Below are 15540 nucleotides of genomic sequence, written 5' to 3' on the forward strand. Positions count from 1 at the left end.
TGAGCGGGGCGAAGGTCTCGACGAATCGAACGGGGCTTTGCCCCGCGAGATGCGAGATCAGGCGCCGCCTGATCTCGTTGTTGCGAACGGGGCTTTGCACCGTGAGAAGCGAGACCTGAGCGGAGCGAAGGTCTCGACGAATCGAACGAGGCTTTGCACCGTGAGAAGCGAGACCTGAGCGGAGCGAAGGTCTCGACGAATCGAACGAGGCTTTGCACCGTGAGAAGCGAGACCTGAGCGGAGCGAAGGTCTCGACGAATCGAACGAGGCTTTGCACCGTGAGAAGCGAGACCTGAGCGGAGCGAAGGTCTCGACGAATCGAACGAGGCTTTGCACCGTGAGAAGCGAGACCTGAGCGGAGCGAAGGTCTCGACGAATCGAACGAGGCTTTGCACCGTGAGAAGCGAGACCTGAGCGGAGCGAAGGTCTCGACGAATCGAACGAGGCTTTGCACCGTGAGAAGCGAGACCTGAGCGGAGCGAAGGTCTCGACGAATCGAACGAGGCTTTGCACCGTGAGAAGCGAGACCTGAGCGGAGCGAAGGTCTCGACGAATCGAACGAGGCTTTGCACCGTGAGAAGCGAGACCTGAGCGGAGCGAAGGTCTCGACGAATCGAACGAGGCTTTGCACCGTGAGAAGCGAGACCTGAGCGGAGCGAAGGTCTCGACGAATCGAACGAGGCTTTGCACCGTGAGAAGCGAGACCTGAGCGGAGCGAAGGTCTCGACGAATCGAACGAGGCTTTGCACCGTGAGAAGCGAGACCTGAGCGGAGCGAAGGTCTCGACGAATCGAACGAGGCTTTGCACCGTGAGAAGCGAGACCTGAGCGGAGCGAAGGTCTCGACGAATCGAACGAGGCTTTGCACCGTGAGAAGCGAGATCCGAACGGAGCGGAGGTCTCGAAAAGTCAAGCGGCGAGGAACAACCCGCGAGACCCACCCTGCAATCGCGTCTCGAAATTGCGAGCAGGCGGGCGGCCTGCGAGACAGCAGCTCCCATTTTTACACACCAGCCCCCGAGCGACGCGTCGTGCACACAGTTTAGCCAGTGCACGTCGAAGTGAGAGATGATGTCGTCGGCCGTCACAGTCAGTCTGCAGTCGATCCGAGCACAGGCAGTGCTCTATCCGCTGGGGGTGTGGCTGATCATGGCTGTCCTCGCCGTCATCAACGGTGGCTTCCGCGAGGTCGTCCTCATCCCGCGGATCGGCGAGTATGCCGGCCACGTCGTAAGTACGGCCCTGCTGGTCGTCGCGATTCTCTCCGTCTCGGCGCTCTATTTCGGCCGGACATCGATCGGGTACACGTACGCCGAGTTGCTGGCTGTCGGCGTGCTGTGGACGGTGCTCACCGTCGGGTTCGAGTTTCTGGTTGGCTACGTCGAGGGGACGCCGGCCTCGGTGACAATCGGGCAGTACAACGTGCTGGCCGGGCAGGTCTGGATCGCGGTTCCGATCACGCTACTCGTGTCCCCACTCCTGTTTGGCTGGTATCTCTCCGGCTGAGTCGACGACTGGCCGTCCGAACGATAGGGCTTAACGACCCTCGGTACGTAGTCCGGACAGTGACGTCCCCGCCGGACGACTCCGCGACAGGCGTACGGGTACGGCGAGCGGAGCGGGCAGATCTCCTCGCCATCTATCGGATCGAGAAAGCGTCGTTTTCGAGCCCCTGGCCGTTCGACGCGTTCGAGCGCCACCTCTCGACACAGGGGTTTCTCGTCGCCGTCGATGGCGAGGCACCAACCGGAGACGGTCAGATCGACGCCGCGGACGTGGTGGGATTCATCGTCGCCGACGTCGTCCCGAACCACGGCCAACCGCTCGGTCACGTCAAGGATCTGGCCGTCCATCCCGACCGTCGCGGCAAGGGTATCGGGACGGAACTGCTCCAGCACGGCCTGCAAGCGCTACACGACCAGTCCGTCCACTCGGTAAAGCTCGAAGTTCGGGAGAGCAACGAGGGAGCGCAACGGCTGTACAGTCGCTCCGGGTTCCGGCCGTTGCGACGCATCCCACGGTATTACGACGACGGCGAAGACGCGATCATCATGGTTCGGTCGTTCGAGTGATGCCACGAGCAGATGGCGGTACGGTGACGGGACCGTAACAACCACACTCACATGCCCGACCGTCGAACTCGTCACGAACGCCGATTTTACGATCACGTTTGGTTTGCCCCGAACACGGAGTCGGAGACGCGGTAGCCTTTTGCGAGCGAACACGTAACGGTGAGATATGGGATATGCCTGTCCGGTGTGTGAGGCCCCACAGGCCGACGGAGAACACCTCGCGAACCACCTCGCGATCACCGCAATACTCGGCCGAGAGGGTCACGAGGAGTGGCTGACCGAGCACGCCCCGGGGTGGGAGGAGTCCACACCGAGCGAACTCGCCGAGGAAATCGTCGACGCAGTGCCCGAAACCGAGTTCCCCCAGATGTTCGAGGACACGACCGGCGGGCACGGCCACGAGCATGGTGGCCAGTCGGGAGCCACCTTCGAGCAGGAACTCGCACAACAGACGGCCGGTCGTGGTCGCGATGACCTCACCGACGAGACTCGCGACGTCCTCGCGGAGGCCCGCGAGATGACCGAAGCGATGCTCGACGAGGGCGAGTCCGAGGAGAGCGACGAGAGCTGAAACGGATCGACAGTACCCGCGTGGATCGAACCGTGAAGTCGGAACCGGTAACTTTCCGGCTACAAAGATTCGACTATGCACACTACGGGACTGCTCTCTCCGGACGACGAGACCACAGCCAGGGAGTCCTACGAGACGCTGGGACCGGCCGCACAGACCGTCGTCAAAGAGACGGCGAAGGCGATGGCGTTCGACGCCGCCGAGTACGACGAGCGCGTGACGAGCGACGTAATCGAGACCGCCCGGGACGCACTGTTCGCGTCTCTCCTGCAGGTCCGGATCGGCACTGACAAGGAGTACGACGAGTGGAACGCCGAGTTCGATGGGACGGTCGAAGAGCGTGGGAGCGAGCACGTCGAGAACGTCGTCTGGCACGTCGGCCCGGACGGGAACGCAGTGGCCGCGACGTTCCAAGAGAAAGAACAGGCGGCAGTCGCGACGCTCCGCAGGCAGGCGTTCGGAAGCCTCTACAGCGATATCGTCCGGCCGTAACACCCACCGAACTCAACTGTCCGCAGACTGTAGTACGACTGTGACACTCGACCCAGTCCGACTCGGGCAGCGGCTGGACGACGAGTTCGGTGGCAAGCCCGGCGAACAACGGGTCGTCACCCGACAGGCTGTCGACCTTCACGACGCCGGCAAGTACGCGACGGATACGGGCACCGAACTGACCGTCAAGGAGATAGTGGACCACCTTGGAGACGCACCCGAGGACACGCTCGCGGAGCGATGGAACTGGTGGATGGGAGCGCTCGACGTCGCCTACGGCGGCTACGAGCGCTTTTCTGTGCGACGATACCCGGAGTGATAGCCGCTCGCCCTGCGACGACCTCATGCCGCAACCGACAGCCCCGTGAGCCGCGAGTCCGTCCTGGTGAGTATGGGCGAGTCCGACACCGCGGAGAACGACGACTGGACGGTACTGGAATCTGTGACCGAGTACGAAACCGGCTGGTACGATGGCGGCTACGACCTCGTCGAGCAGCCCAACGGGACGACGAAACGCTACTACTGGGCGGAACTGCCGCCTGCAGTCGTCATCGTCGCCGTCGCGGACGATCAGCTAGTCTGCGTCGAACAGTACCGGCCGACGATCCGTGAGACGCAACTCGAACTCCCCGCGGGAATCGTCGAAGACGGCGAGTCCTACACCACCGCGGGGGCCCGAGAACTCCGCGAGGAGACCGGCTTCGATCCCGCCGGTACGTCGCTCTTGCAGACGTACAAGGTGGCGACGGGCGTTCTCCGCCACGACCGCGGAATCGTCTTCGCGGAGGGGCTGACCCCCGTCGAACGCGAACTCGACGACAACGAGTTCCTCGAGGTCCGGACGGTACCCGTCGACGAAGCGGTCGAACACGCCCGGGAAGCCCCGACCAACGACGCGACTATCAATGGAGTCCTGCTCGCCAGTGAGGAGGGACTACTGTAGCCTACAGCGCGAGATAGCCCAGCGTGAGCCACGGGCCGACGAGCACTAGCAGTGCGAGCAACAGTTTGAGCGCCTCGCCGCCACAGAGTGTTCCGACCAGTCGAGCGGCTTCCATACGCGAACGAAGAGGAACCGTCTATTTGGTTACGAGCAGTATACGGGCTGGTACGGTCTTTCTAGCGCCGTCGGGCTAGCTAGAACTGGTCCTGTAACTCGATTTCGGCGACGATATCGTAGGGGTCCTTGCCTTTCCGAATTGCATCGAGCATGGTGAAGGCGTCCTCGGGCGAGAGGAAGTGGGTCGTGATGGCGCGGCCGAGCGGGGTCGGCTCGAAGCCGTCGATGAACTCGTACTCGAGCAGTTTACCGACCGCGTGCTTGGTCGGAACGTCGCCGAGCATCTGGCCGTTGAGGCGTTTGGTGGCCTTGCCGGCGACGGTGATGTTCGCCAGCGTCTCCTCGATGGCCGCGCGCTCGTCGTAGACGGTCCGAACCGACTCCATATCGCCTTTGAGCAGTTTGAACGCGACCTCGTCCTCGGTCATCTCCATGCTGGAGTGATAGCTGGTGTCGGGTTCGACGAGGACGTAGACAGTCCCTTTGTCGTGGTAGTCGGGCCGACCCGCCCGCCCGAGCATCTGGTGGAACTCCTGGACCGAGAGCCACTCGATCCCCATCGCGAGCGTGTCGAAGATCACCTGGGAAGCGGGGAAGTCGACACCCGCCGCGAGCGCGGCCGTCGTTACGACCGCCGCGAGATCCTGATCCCCGAACTTCCGTTCGACGGATTTTCGCTGGCCGTAATCGAGACCGGCGTGATACGGCGCGGAGTCGTACTCCAACTTCCTGCTGACCTCATGACAGCGCCGTCTGGAGTTCGTGAAGATGATCGTTTGCCCGCGATACCCCTTCGAGGATTTGCTGTCGAACTCGCGTTTGACCAGTTTGTTCTCCAGACGCGTCTTCTCGCGCTGGTCCGCGAAGGTGACGTGACGTTCGATCGGTACCGGCCGTTCCTCGAACTCGACCAGATTCGCGCGCAGGCCCTGTGCGAGTTCGCGGGGGTTCCCGACAGTCGCAGAGAGATAGACCCACTGCGCGCCGTCGTAGCCGGATCGACCCGTCGCTCGCTCCTCGCAGTAGTATTTGAGCCGCGAGATCATCCCGTCGAGGCGGTGGCCCCGTTCGTCCTCTTTGAGCGTGTGCACCTCGTCGATGACGACGGTGCCGATGTCGCCCAGATCCCGGCCGGTCCGGAGCGCGTGGTCGATCCCCTCGTACGTGCCGACGATCACGTCGGCGTTCGGGTCGAACCGGTTGCCATCGTCTCGCACCCGACTCGCGCCGACGCGGATCGTCACGTCGACGAGGTCGCCGTACTCGTCCTCGAAGTCCTCGTGTTTCTGGTTGGCCAGCGCGACCAGCGGGACGAGAAAGAGCATCTTCCCGTTCCCGTTGAGCACGCGGTCCAGCCCGGTCATCTCGCCGACGAGCGTCTTGCCGGTCGCCGTTGCGCTCACGACGAGTTGGTCGTCGCCCTCCAGCAGGCCGTTCTCGATGGCCAGGCTCTGGACCGGCAACAGCGTATCGAACCGGTCCTCCAGAAGTCCCTGAACGCCGGGATGGAGGTTCAGCGAATCCACGCGGACGCGCTCGATTTCCTCACCCGTCGCACTGATCTCGTCGAATTTCGTCAGGTCCGGGTCGAGGTGGCCCTGCAGGAGGTTCGTGACTCGCTCCAGATCCTGAACCTCGAGCAGTAGCTCTTCGAGTCGCTCCTGGGCGGCGCTCGTCACCTCGCCCTGGTAGGAGAGTTCGCGTTCGAGTTCGACTTTCGCACAGGTCGGACAGACGTACTCGTCGTCTTTCTTGATGGCGGTCTCGCTCGTCAGCGGCGAGTAACGGCCGTCCGAGGCGCAGATCCGACACGTCCGGACGACTTTGGCCGAGAGCTGATAGCCGCCAAGCGCTTCGCGAAGCCGGTCCCGGTGCTCTGGAGCGGTCTGCTCCGAGATACGGATGCGGTTCGCTCGCCGACCGATATCGACGAACTCGTCCGGACTGCGCGGTTCCTCGCTAGAGCCGTCCTTGATACGGAATCGGCTCGGACGGGGGCCTGCGGACGTCTCTTTGAGGTCGAGTCGGGCGCGGAACAGCCGTTCGCCGTCGCGTCGAACGGTGACGAAGTAGTCGTCGTTCGACTCGTGGAGGAACAGCGTGTCGACCTGCGGGACCTGCCGTGACACGGTCTTTAATATCCGTTCCGCCTATTTGAGACGTTCGGAATCCGAGTCGTCTGGACGGCGAACGTCGACGCGGCCATCGGTCTCGGCGAGCACGAACCCGGCCGCGTCGAGCCAGTTGGCGGCCTCGCGGGTCCCGTGGAGAAGCAACTCGACCAGATCGCTCCGCTCGTCGACGTCAGTCGCGAGGCGGTACGAGTCGAGAACGTGGAACTCCGTCCCGATTTCGGCGGCGATCTGCCGGTGATCGCGGAAGGATGCGCCGTGGTAATCGACGCGGAACTCGGGGTGACGGACCACAAGGGCGTTCGTCCCGCCGCCCAGACCGGGGACGGCGACGACGTCGCCCTCGGCATCGAATAGCCGACGGAGGTCTGCCGGTCGGGCAAGCGCGAGGTCGGCCATCACGACCGCAACCGGGTCGTCGGTACTGGCGAGTACGTCGTTGATCGCGGGCGATAGCGGTCGGTCGTCGACCGTGACCGGGACGTCGGCATACTCCACACCCAGCGATGCCGTCGCCAGGAGTTCCGGGTCGCCGCCCGCCTCGCGGACGGCCGCCAGCACGTCCCCGAGCATGGCCCGAGCGAAAGCCGTCCGCTCTCCGGGGTCGAGAACGTCGTCGAGACGCGTTTTCGGCTCCCGGGCGTCGAACGGGACGAGGACACGCATGACTGTCGGGTAGGTGTGGATCGAAAAAGGGAGTTCCGGATTCGACTCAGCCGAGTTTGTCGTAATCGTCGCCCTGCTGGCGGGTGTACAGCAGGAATCCGATGCCGACGATCATGAGCAGCGCAACGACTCCGACCCCACCGTACAGGAGCAGGTCGCGCTGTTCGGCACTCGACTGGGCGTCCTCGGCGTCGGACTGGGCGTCCTCGGCGTTCTGGACGGCGCGCTCGAAGTCGCCGTTCTCGTAGAACCCGATGGCGTTGTCGAGCGTGCTCTGTGCGTCGGCGATGTCGGCGCCGTTGCCCTCGGCGGTGGCAACGTCCGTCTCGGCGTCACCGATCGCCTCGCGGGCGTTTTGACTGTCGCTCGTGTAGTGGTGGGCGTCCCACGAGTCGATGGTCGACTCGCCGCCACCGTCGCGGACCTCGGTGAACTCCGTGACGAGGAACCGCTCTTCGGGGTCGTAGCTCCACGTCTCGACCTCGGGCGTGGTGCCGGTGAGCGTGACCTCGAGTTCGGCGACATCGGCGTCGGCGTCGACGAGATATTCGAAGGTATCGCCGCCGTAGCTCTGGCTCTGCCCGACCTGGTCGCCGGCGTTATCGTACGCCGTGACCGACCACGTCGCGTTGGTCATGTTGGTCTGACCCTGTAGCGTCCACTGCCGGGGCGTGTCGCCCGCATAGAGATCGGTCAGTGTGTAGGTCGTCGATACGTCGCTGCCGACTTCAGACTCCCCGGGGACGCCGTCGGTATCGACGGACGCGACGGCTGCTGCCGGAGCCACCGTGGCAAGGCTGACAGCCAGCACGAGGAGGAGTACTCCGAGCTTAGAATAACGGTTCAAGTTCATCTTCGTCATCTTCGACGAGGCTTTCTAAATTCTCTTCGCTCTCGGACCGGATGTCTTCGATGTTATCCTGTGCCTCGATGGCGACCTGCTGTAGTTCCTTGATGCGCGGAACGTTCGAGACGCCCGACAGCAGGATCACGCTGGCGACGAAGTTCGACTCGGGAACCGGGTAGTCGCCACCGCGGACTTCCATACTTCCGGTCTGCTCTTCGAGCCACTTCCGCCCGCGCTCTATGCCCTTCCGATTGAGATGCTGTGGCGGACCGCTCAGGACGAGCAGTGCGCGCTCGGTCCCGTCGATCTCACAGGGAAGGGTAAGCCGTCCGAGCGCCGCCTTCCGGACGAGGCTCGTGATACGGTTCGTCGTATGTGCGGTATCGACTTGCGTCTCCTCGCCACCAGTAAACCGGGAGAGGAGACCGCCGTCGTCGCTACCGGACTTGTCTACTTCCTCGCGGGCGTAGCCGATCGTGGAAACGCCGCCACCCGATAGCGTGTTGATGATCTCGCTAGAGTCGACGACGCTTTCTGCGACCTCGTCGCCCTGATTGATCTCACCAGCACCGAAGAGGATCCCGAAGCGTCTGACTATCTCGTCGTTGATTTCGGCGTAGCCGCTCTCGACTGACTCGCCGGACTGTCGCCACGAGTCGTTGTCGAACACCATCAGGTTGTCCACTTCGCGGACGAACGTCTGGAACGATCGGGCCGCGTTGAGCGTGTAGATCCCACCCTCGTCGCTGCCCGGAAGCACGCCGAGCCCGTAGACGGGTTCGGTGTAGATTCGCTTGAGATGTTTCGCGAGCACCGGCGCGCCGCCGCTCCCCGTCCCGCCACCCATTCCTGCAACGATCAGGAACGCATCGACTTCGTGAACCGGGATCGCGTCGATCGCGCTCTGTACTTCGTCGATGTCCTCTTCAGCGATCTCGGCACCGAGTTCGTTGTCCGCGCCGACGCCGTGGCCCTTCACGCGTGACTGGCCGATCAGTACGCGGTTCTCTTGGGGTATCCGCTCTAGCCCCATTAGATCCGCCTTGGCGGTGTTTACCGCCACTGCGGATCGAACGATCCCGCTGCCGGTCCGATCGTCGTATTCGAGGAACTTATCGACGATCTTCCCGCCTGCCTGTCCAAAGCCGATCATCGCCAGTTTCATAATTCGTATCCGGGTCTCCGTTGGCATGAGAACAGAGGTAATAAGGATATAAACCTTGTGATGGTGTGAGTAACTCGATGAAGGTCAATAGCAGAAAATCGGTAGACTGCAAGGGATTCTAATGGTAATTGTAGCTTACCAAGAATGAATCGTTTGCGACCCGATAGTGGGTGTTTAAGATCTGTTATGCAGTGCGGGTAAAAAACGGTTGCCGACGTTACGCGAGTCCTAAATACTCCTGAAGGGTCGTGAGCGATTCCGGATCGACGTCGAAAGCAGTGACGTCGTTGTCCTCCGTAGTGTTGTCAAGTTGAAGCGACCGGGCCTGATCGGGGCCCATCGGGATGAACGGGAGCGGGCCCGCAAGGGTCAGTCCGATCTTCGCTAGCGGCATCGGGACCGGTGCGATAGTGACTGACTTGCCGTTCGCCTCGTACGCGAGCCGTGTGACGTCCGCGAGCGTCAGCACCTCCGGGCCGCCGATCTCGTACGTCTCCCCGGTGTGGCTTTCGTCCTCGACGGCGTCCGCGAGTAGCGGGACCAGATCGTCGACGTGGATCGGCTGGAATCGCGTCTTGCCACCGCCGGGAAGCACCTTGACAAACGGACCCGGCGTGAGTTTGCGCGCGAACGGGACGAACTCGCCGCCGTCGCCGAACACGACCGAGGGCTGGAAGATCACCGACTCGACGTCCGCATCGCGCACGAGTTCTTCGGCGAGTCCCTTCGCGCGGATGTACTCGGTATCGCCGTCCGGATCCGCCCCCAGAGCGCTCATGTGTACCAGCCGGTCGACGTCGTGTTCGTCCATCGCCTGCAGAATGTTCTCGGTGCCGCCGTAGTGGACCGTCATGTGAGTCGTCCCGCTCGGCGGCTGAAACAGCGGCGAGAGCGCAACGAGGTTGACGACGACGTCCTGGCCCTCGAAGGCTCCCTCGATGGAATCGTAGGCCGAGACATCGCCAACCGCAGTCTCGACATCGTCGGGGAGTTGACTCGGGTCAGGGTCGCGTGAGAGGGCAGTGACGTCCTGCCCCCGCTCGGCGAGTTCGGCACAGACGTTTCGACCGATGAATCCGGTTCCGCCCGCAACAAGAACGTTCATGTCCAGTGATTATACTCGATGCGCGATAAAAGTACCGCGAAACTGGAGGGTCCGCGTCTCACTCGGTGTCCGTGGCTCGCATCCCTCGGGGTTTTCGAGGGCGAGTCGCTCGGCAGCGTGGACGATACGACCGGGGACGAGCAGTTCCAGCATGCCGACGATCACGGAGAGTGCGCGGGGCATATCGACGAGCACCACGGCCAGCGTCACGACGGCGCCAGGCGTGTCTCGACTCCGACAGACAGTTGACCGATGGACGAGAACTGAGTGGATATGCTGGTGACGCTCGAAGGGATCGACGGGAGCGGGAAGACGACCGTCTGGGAGGCGCTACACGAGGACTATCCGGATGCGACGTTCACCCGCGAACCGACAGAGACGTGGTACGGCGACGCGGTGAACCGCTCGATAGAGGACGAGGACGCGGACCCGCTCGCCGAACTGTTCCTCTACACGGCGGATCACGCGGCCCACCTCGCGGAGACGGTCCGCCCCACGCTGGAACAGGGCGGTCTCGTGATCTCGGATCGGTACTCGGACTCGCGGTACGCCTATCAGGGCGCGACGCTGGAAGGCGAAATCGACGAGCCGATGCAGTACGTCCAGGACGTCCACGAGCCGTTTACCGTCGTTCCGGACCGGACGGTCTACTTCGACATCGACCCCGCGACCGCTGCCCGGCGGAGCGGGAAGACCAACAAGTTCGAGCAGGACGCCTACCTCACTCGCGTTCGCTCGAACTACGAGCAACTGATCGAGGACGACCCCGATCGGTTCGTGCGCGTCGACGCGACCGACTCCAGGGATGCAGTGCTGGAGCGGGTCAGAGACGTATTCGCCCGGATCGTCGACGCCGACGGTCCCGAGTGATCGGGGACTGCGGGGTCAGGACGGGTGCTGATGTCTGATTCGCTCGGCGATTTTCCCGGGCACTGGCGTGCCACAGTCCTTGCACTTCCAGGTCGGGTAGACGCCGCCGGGTTCCTTTTCGAGGTCCTGTTTATACTGTAGCCGTGCGCCGCAGACACACCGATGCGTCGCGGGGCTCATGGCTCAACCATCGTGCCACGAGCGCTTAACGGTGGTTGGTCCTGCTGTTTCGTAGGGGAAAGGGAGCGCTCTCAAATCGGGCGTCGGGCTAGGCGTGTTCCTCGTGTGGCTGGACGACGACGAACCCGGACTGGCCATCGAAATCCATCTGGAAACGCTCTCCGGACTCCTGACCGACCATATCGGAGAGGTTCCTGTTGACCTGTACGTTCGGCGTGGTTCCGCTCCAGGCGACCGTCGCACTCGGATCCGTCGTGACGGGCGGTTCGAAGATGATCGGATCGGCGTGAGTGGTGATGGCAACGTAGCCCGGGCCTTCGAGATAGACGTTGGTGAATCCGCCAGCGAAAGCCCCGGCGAGGCTATCCATGGACGAAATATCGTAGGAAACGTCCGAATCGAAAGCGAGGACGTCCTCGCCGTTGACCGTAATCGAATCCCCGGCGTCGAGTTCGAGCAGTTGGATCTTCTTTTCGTTGTCAGCGAGATAGACGTGTCCATTTCCTTCGACGCGCATCACCGGCGTTCCCTCACCGGTCGCGGCTTCCTTGATGAAGCCGGTAATACCCCCTTCGGGACTACTCTTGCCGGTGAACGATAGGTCACCCGTGTAGGCGACCATCGAACCGGCTTTCGCCAGCACAGAGTCGTTGACATCGATGTCGAGCGTATAGCTGTTCTCCAGTTCGAACGGCTCGTCAGTCTCCGTTGGACCGTGTTCGGAGGTGAAACTCTCGATATTCATGTGTTGCGGGGCCACTTGTAGGTGGCTTCGAGTAAACGTAGACGGGGGCAGAATAAAAACACACCCGCAGTGTTTCTGCTCCGGAACCCCCGGGCAACCGTTGATCGGGCGTCGCGCGACGACCGGAGCGGGATTCTCCCCACTGACCATACCGGCGCTGCTCTATCGACCGATCACAGGAGCGCAGAGAGGTCGTCGAACTCCCCTTCGGGCAGTGTAGAGCACTCAACAGAGCCATCACGATGGGTATAGCTGTACGCCGTTTCCTCGCCAGTCGCCGAGAGAATCCGGTACTGGCCATCACTGATCTCGATCGCACAGCAGTCTTCGAGTGCAATCCCCGACATGGACTCTGCTTCGAGTTCGTCCCGAAACGGGGGGCGACGTCCTGCTCCAGCGTGCGGGGTACACGCGAGGTCGTCGATCCAGCCCAGACAATCGGTCATAGTGAACTCGGTTCCCGCTACCGAATCGGAGAGACCACTGGCAAACCAGCACATCGCACCTGCGCTCAGTCCGGTCATGATCGTCCCCTCCTGATAGGCTTCGTAGAGCAGTTGATCGACGCCATGCGTTTGCCAGCAGTCGAGCAACAACGGAACGCTTCCGCCGCCGACGTAGACGACGTCGGCCCAGTCGATGTTCGTCCGGATCTCTTCGCGTTCGACCCCGTCGTCGTGGAGCAGCAAATGGCGGGTCTCGCACCCGAGCGTGTCCCCATAATAGCTATCGAACGTATCACAGTATCCGCCAGCATCGCCGCTCGCCGTGGGGACAAACAAGACGCGAGGCGTCGCAGAACCGGCCGCGTCACAGATGTACTGGTCGATCGGTTCTGTCTCCTCTCTTGCAATCTCGCCACCACCGATGGCTACGATCCTGCTCATACTGCCGTAGTATCAACAGTCATACAAATATCTATCCGTCGTACTGATCGCGATTGCTATGGACGGTTCCTGAGAAAGAAGCAGGGCTGTTAATAAACGCCCGAACGGGAGTCGCAAGATTAGTTGCGTCCGCGTGGGTAGAGGAGGTAATGACGATCATCGGGGTCGACGACACGGACTCGCGCGAGCGGGGGATGTGTACGACCTACGCGGCGAACCGCATCGCGAGCGAGGTGACCGCGGCGGGCGGAGTCATCTCTCGCGTTCTGCTGATACGGTTGAACCCCGCCGTCGAGCACAAGACCCGCGGAAACGCCGCGCTCGCGGTGCACACGGATCTCGCGCCCGACGTGGCGTTCGAGATTGCACACGAGTTCGTCGCCGACGCCGCGGCGACCGAGGACCCGCGGACGAACCCCGGCCTCGTCGTCGCCGAGAGCGGGCCCGACGCCGTCCCGGACAGCGTCGCCGCCTTTGCAAGGGATGCCATGCGTCGCCACCACGACCTCGCGGACGCGGAGCGACTGATCGACACACACGGCTACCGGAGCGCTGGCTGGAAAAACGCCAGAGGGAAGATCGGTGCACTCGCCGCAATCGGCGCGTGGCGCGCACACGAGGACTGGACCGTCGAGTACATCTCCTACCGCGAGGCAGAACGGCGGGGAACGCCCCGAGAGATCGACGTCGACTCCGTCTTCGACGCGGCCGAGGAGCAGTACTCGCAGGCGTGGGACACGATCGACCGGGTCGAAGGACAGGCCGTCTGTGTCCCGCACACCCCGGGACCGATCCTCCACGGGATCCGTGGTGACGACGAGCAAGCGGTTCGGGCCGTCGCCGACCGCATCGAGAGCGAACCGGTCGAGTCCGCCAGGCTATTTTATACCAATCAGGGAACCGACGCACACCTCCTCGACGGGGCGCTCGGGGACGTCGAGAACGGGCACGCCTACCGCGTGGACGGGACGGTCGTCGCACCGCCCGAGACCCGCGAGGGCGGCCACGTCTTCCTGACGCTCGGCGACGAGAGGAGCGGAAACGGCGAGGCCGACGAGCAGGGGACGGAACTACCCTGCGCGGCGTTCGAACCGACCAAACGCTTCCGGAATCGCGTCCGTGCGCTCCGGGTCGGCGACCGACTCACTGTCTGTGGCGAGGTGAGCGACGGGACGCTCAAACTGGAGAAGTTCGCCGTCCGGGCGCTCGACGACGTCGAGTACGTCACGCCGACCTGTCCCGACTGTGGCAACCGGATGGAGAGCGCGGGCGCGGGACAGGGCTACCGCTGTCGTGACTGCGGAACGAGCAGAGACGGAAAAGTCGAACGGCGAGTCGGCCGTGACCTGGACCCCGGTTGGTACGAAGTGCCGCCCTGTGCGCGCCGACACATCGCGAAGCCGCTCGTGCGGGGCGGGTTCGACGCACCGATCCATCCGGAGCGGTGAGGCGGGGGCGGCGAGTCCGTCGCAGTTCGGCCCGTTCAGAGCGTCTTCATGCCGCTCCCGGTGAGCGGGACGACCACGTCGTCGTCCGGGGAGAGGACGCCCCGGTCGCGGTACTCGTGGAGGGCGGCCGTCGCGACTGCGCTCGTCGGTTCCACGTAGAATCCGTTGCGGTGGAGCCGATCGAGTTCGCTCTCGACGTCGTCGTCGTCCAGCGCAATCGCGTCGCCGTCGGTCTGCTCGATGGCATCGAAAAGCTGGCCTTTCCGCGCCGGGTTCCGGATCTGGATGCCGTCCGCGAGGGTGTTCGGCTCCGGATCGCTCTCGTCGTTGCCGAGCGCTTCGGTCAGGGCGTTCGTCGGTTCCTCGGGGTCGTCACCGTGGAGTTCGCTGGCGATCGGATCGTAGCCGACCGCCTGCGCGCCGAGCAATCGAGGCATAGCGTCGGTGTAGCCGGCGTCCCGGAGCGCGCTGAACCCAAGATACGCGCCGAGGAACAGGGTGCCGTGGCCGAGCGGGACGACGACCGCGTCCGGCACCGACCACTCGCGCTGGGCGGCAATCTCGTAGGCGAGCGTGGCCGTCCCGGCGTAAAACGCGGGGTTCCACGCGTGGCTGGCGTACCAGCCAGTCCCGGACTGGTGTGGGCCGTCGACCGCTCCCTCGCCCTCGCCGCTTTCGACGGCGTCGAGGCAGGCCTCGGTGACGTCCGCACGCGACCCCTCGACACGGATCGGGCGTGCCCCGGCCCGCTGGATGGCGACCAGTTTCGACTGTTTCACGTCCGCAGGGACGTAGATGTCGGCCTCGATGTCGGCGCGGGCGGCGTAGGTGGCGATTGCCGCACCCGCATTACCGGAGGAGTCCTCGATCACTTTCTCGACGTCGAGCGCCGCGGCCCGGGACAGCGTCAGCGTTGCGCCGCGGTCCTTGTAGCTTCCCGACGGAAACAGATACTCGAGTTTGAACTGTGCGTTCCAGTCGTCGCTGTCGACCAGCGGGGTAAACCCCTCGTTCAGCGTGACCAGCGGCGGTTCGGGAAGGAACTCCTGAAACGCCCACAGTCCGAGGTTTCGGTCGATCGAGCGGGCGACCGGCGGGGAGGTTCGGCCGGGGAGCGGTTGTTCGGCGTAATCCAGCGGTGCGCCGCAGACGCACCGCCACGGCTCCTCGGCGCTCGCGGCGTACGTTCTGTCACAGGACCGGCAGTGGAGATCAGTCGTCATGGGTCAAGTACTCGCAGGGCAGCAGGGGTGCTGCCGTCGTCTGTGCGATACTCACACACATCAGAGCCAAGAACGTTT

The 15540-nt window shown here is 63.5% G+C and carries 18 protein-coding genes; 9 read left to right on the forward strand and 9 right to left on the reverse strand.

All coding sequences use genetic code 11. From position 1 onward, the window contains the following. Positions 1–1070: 1070 nt before the first annotated feature. From ACFQL3_RS13995 to ACFQL3_RS14020, 6 genes are all read left to right on the forward strand, one after another. A complete protein-coding gene (locus ACFQL3_RS13995) occupies positions 1071–1505 on the forward strand; it encodes a hypothetical protein (protein WP_377055327.1) in 435 nt (144 codons plus the stop codon). A 59-nt stretch (positions 1506–1564) separates the two neighbouring features. Next, a complete protein-coding gene (gene rimI / locus ACFQL3_RS14000) occupies positions 1565–2071 on the forward strand; it encodes a ribosomal protein S18-alanine N-acetyltransferase (RefSeq protein ID WP_377055329.1) in 507 nt (168 codons plus the stop codon). 166 nt (positions 2072–2237) lie between these two features. After that, a complete protein-coding gene (locus ACFQL3_RS14005) occupies positions 2238–2642 on the forward strand; it encodes a DUF5810 domain-containing protein (RefSeq protein ID WP_377055331.1) in 405 nt (134 codons plus the stop codon). Between the two features lie 75 nt (positions 2643–2717). Then, on the forward strand, positions 2718–3134 hold the full coding sequence (locus ACFQL3_RS14010; protein ID WP_377055333.1) for a DUF5809 family protein: 417 nt from the start codon (positions 2718–2720) through the stop codon (positions 3132–3134). Positions 3135–3174: 40 nt separating this feature from the next. Further along, positions 3175–3453, forward strand: a complete 279-nt coding sequence (locus ACFQL3_RS14015; protein WP_377055335.1) for a hypothetical protein — start codon at positions 3175–3177, stop codon at positions 3451–3453. A gap of 72 nt (positions 3454–3525) precedes the next feature. Continuing rightward, a complete protein-coding gene (locus tag ACFQL3_RS14020; protein WP_377057114.1) occupies positions 3526–4077 on the forward strand; it encodes an NUDIX hydrolase in 552 nt (183 codons plus the stop codon). Between the two features lie 194 nt (positions 4078–4271). Here the strand turns inward: ACFQL3_RS14020 and ACFQL3_RS14025 are convergent, their stop codons facing one another. From ACFQL3_RS14025 to ACFQL3_RS14045, 5 genes are all read right to left on the reverse strand, one after another. After that, complete coding sequence (locus ACFQL3_RS14025; RefSeq protein WP_377055337.1) at positions 4272–6323, reverse strand: DEAD/DEAH box helicase; 2052 nt, start codon at positions 6321–6323, stop codon at positions 4272–4274. A 21-nt stretch (positions 6324–6344) separates the two neighbouring features. Next, positions 6345–6992, reverse strand: coding sequence for a 2-phospho-L-lactate guanylyltransferase (cofC, locus tag ACFQL3_RS14030; RefSeq protein ID WP_377055339.1), 648 nt, complete (start codon positions 6990–6992; stop codon positions 6345–6347). Between the two features lie 46 nt (positions 6993–7038). Continuing rightward, on the reverse strand, positions 7039–7803 hold the full coding sequence (locus ACFQL3_RS14035) for a DUF4398 domain-containing protein (protein WP_377055341.1): 765 nt from the start codon (positions 7801–7803) through the stop codon (positions 7039–7041). A gap of 19 nt (positions 7804–7822) precedes the next feature. Continuing rightward, positions 7823–9004 carry a tubulin/FtsZ family protein gene (locus tag ACFQL3_RS14040; protein ID WP_377057116.1) on the reverse strand — a complete coding sequence of 394 codons (1182 nt, stop codon included), beginning with the start codon at positions 9002–9004 and terminating at the stop codon, positions 7823–7825. A 217-nt stretch (positions 9005–9221) separates the two neighbouring features. Next, positions 9222–10109, reverse strand: a complete 888-nt coding sequence (locus ACFQL3_RS14045; protein WP_377055343.1) for a complex I NDUFA9 subunit family protein — start codon at positions 10107–10109, stop codon at positions 9222–9224. A gap of 18 nt (positions 10110–10127) precedes the next feature. Here ACFQL3_RS14045 and ACFQL3_RS14050 point away from each other — a divergent pair, with 18 nt between their 5' ends. Next, positions 10128–10358 carry a hypothetical protein gene (locus ACFQL3_RS14050; RefSeq protein WP_377055345.1) on the forward strand — a complete coding sequence of 77 codons (231 nt, stop codon included), beginning with the start codon at positions 10128–10130 and terminating at the stop codon, positions 10356–10358. A 24-nt stretch (positions 10359–10382) separates the two neighbouring features. Further along, entirely contained in the window at positions 10383–10979 is a 597-nt protein-coding gene (gene tmk, locus ACFQL3_RS14055; protein WP_377055347.1) for a dTMP kinase, read from the forward strand. 15 nt (positions 10980–10994) lie between these two features. Here the strand turns inward: tmk and ACFQL3_RS14060 are convergent, their stop codons facing one another. The 3 genes from ACFQL3_RS14060 to ACFQL3_RS14070 form a co-directional block, all read right to left on the reverse strand. Further along, positions 10995–11159: a hypothetical protein gene (locus tag ACFQL3_RS14060; protein ID WP_377055349.1), complete on the reverse strand. Its 165-nt coding sequence runs from the start codon at positions 11157–11159 to the stop codon at positions 10995–10997. 88 nt (positions 11160–11247) lie between these two features. Next, complete coding sequence (locus tag ACFQL3_RS14065; RefSeq protein ID WP_377055351.1) at positions 11248–11904, reverse strand: AIM24 family protein; 657 nt, start codon at positions 11902–11904, stop codon at positions 11248–11250. A 173-nt stretch (positions 11905–12077) separates the two neighbouring features. Further along, positions 12078–12791 (reverse strand): Type 1 glutamine amidotransferase-like domain-containing protein, encoded by a 714-nt coding sequence (locus ACFQL3_RS14070; protein ID WP_377055353.1) that lies wholly within the window; start codon positions 12789–12791, stop codon positions 12078–12080. 149 nt (positions 12792–12940) lie between these two features. On the opposite strand from ACFQL3_RS14070, the gene ACFQL3_RS14075 reads away from it, so the two are divergent. After that, on the forward strand, positions 12941–14239 hold the full coding sequence (locus ACFQL3_RS14075; RefSeq protein WP_377055355.1) for a TiaS agmantine-binding domain-containing protein: 1299 nt from the start codon (positions 12941–12943) through the stop codon (positions 14237–14239). A 35-nt stretch (positions 14240–14274) separates the two neighbouring features. Here ACFQL3_RS14075 and ACFQL3_RS14080 read toward each other — a convergent pair whose 3' ends face one another. Further along, positions 14275–15462: a pyridoxal-phosphate dependent enzyme gene (locus ACFQL3_RS14080; protein WP_377055357.1), complete on the reverse strand. Its 1188-nt coding sequence runs from the start codon at positions 15460–15462 to the stop codon at positions 14275–14277. Positions 15463–15540 lie beyond the last annotated feature (78 nt).

Origin of the sequence: Natronoarchaeum sp. GCM10025321 (assembly GCF_042663585.1) — an archaeon.
GTDB lineage: Archaea > Halobacteriota > Halobacteria > Halobacteriales > Natronoarchaeaceae > Natranaeroarchaeum.

Excerpts from the sequence above, each read along its gene's own strand:
- cofC (WP_377055339.1), bottom strand. The coding sequence starts at position 6,992 with ATGCGTGTCCTCGTCCCGTTCGACGCCCGGGAGCCGAAAACGCGTCTC.
- ACFQL3_RS14075 (WP_377055355.1), top strand. The coding sequence starts at position 12,941 with ATGACGATCATCGGGGTCGACGACACGGACTCGCGCGAGCGGGGGATG.
- ACFQL3_RS14080 (WP_377055357.1), bottom strand. The coding sequence starts at position 15,462 with ATGACGACTGATCTCCACTGCCGGTCCTGTGACAGAACGTACGCCGCG.
- ACFQL3_RS13995 (WP_377055327.1), top strand. The coding sequence starts at position 1,071 with ATGTCGTCGGCCGTCACAGTCAGTCTGCAGTCGATCCGAGCACAGGCA.
- ACFQL3_RS14050 (WP_377055345.1), top strand. The coding sequence starts at position 10,128 with ATGCGCGATAAAAGTACCGCGAAACTGGAGGGTCCGCGTCTCACTCGG.
- ACFQL3_RS14070 (WP_377055353.1), bottom strand. The coding sequence starts at position 12,791 with ATGAGCAGGATCGTAGCCATCGGTGGTGGCGAGATTGCAAGAGAGGAG.
- ACFQL3_RS14040 (WP_377057116.1), bottom strand. The coding sequence starts at position 9,004 with ATGAAACTGGCGATGATCGGCTTTGGACAGGCAGGCGGGAAGATCGTC.
- ACFQL3_RS14005 (WP_377055331.1), top strand. The coding sequence starts at position 2,238 with ATGGGATATGCCTGTCCGGTGTGTGAGGCCCCACAGGCCGACGGAGAA.
- ACFQL3_RS14060 (WP_377055349.1), bottom strand. The coding sequence starts at position 11,159 with ATGAGCCCCGCGACGCATCGGTGTGTCTGCGGCGCACGGCTACAGTAT.
- tmk (WP_377055347.1), top strand. The coding sequence starts at position 10,383 with ATGCTGGTGACGCTCGAAGGGATCGACGGGAGCGGGAAGACGACCGTC.
- ACFQL3_RS14065 (WP_377055351.1), bottom strand. The coding sequence starts at position 11,904 with ATGAATATCGAGAGTTTCACCTCCGAACACGGTCCAACGGAGACTGAC.
- ACFQL3_RS14020 (WP_377057114.1), top strand. The coding sequence starts at position 3,526 with ATGGGCGAGTCCGACACCGCGGAGAACGACGACTGGACGGTACTGGAA.
- ACFQL3_RS14010 (WP_377055333.1), top strand. The coding sequence starts at position 2,718 with ATGCACACTACGGGACTGCTCTCTCCGGACGACGAGACCACAGCCAGG.
- ACFQL3_RS14045 (WP_377055343.1), bottom strand. The coding sequence starts at position 10,109 with ATGAACGTTCTTGTTGCGGGCGGAACCGGATTCATCGGTCGAAACGTC.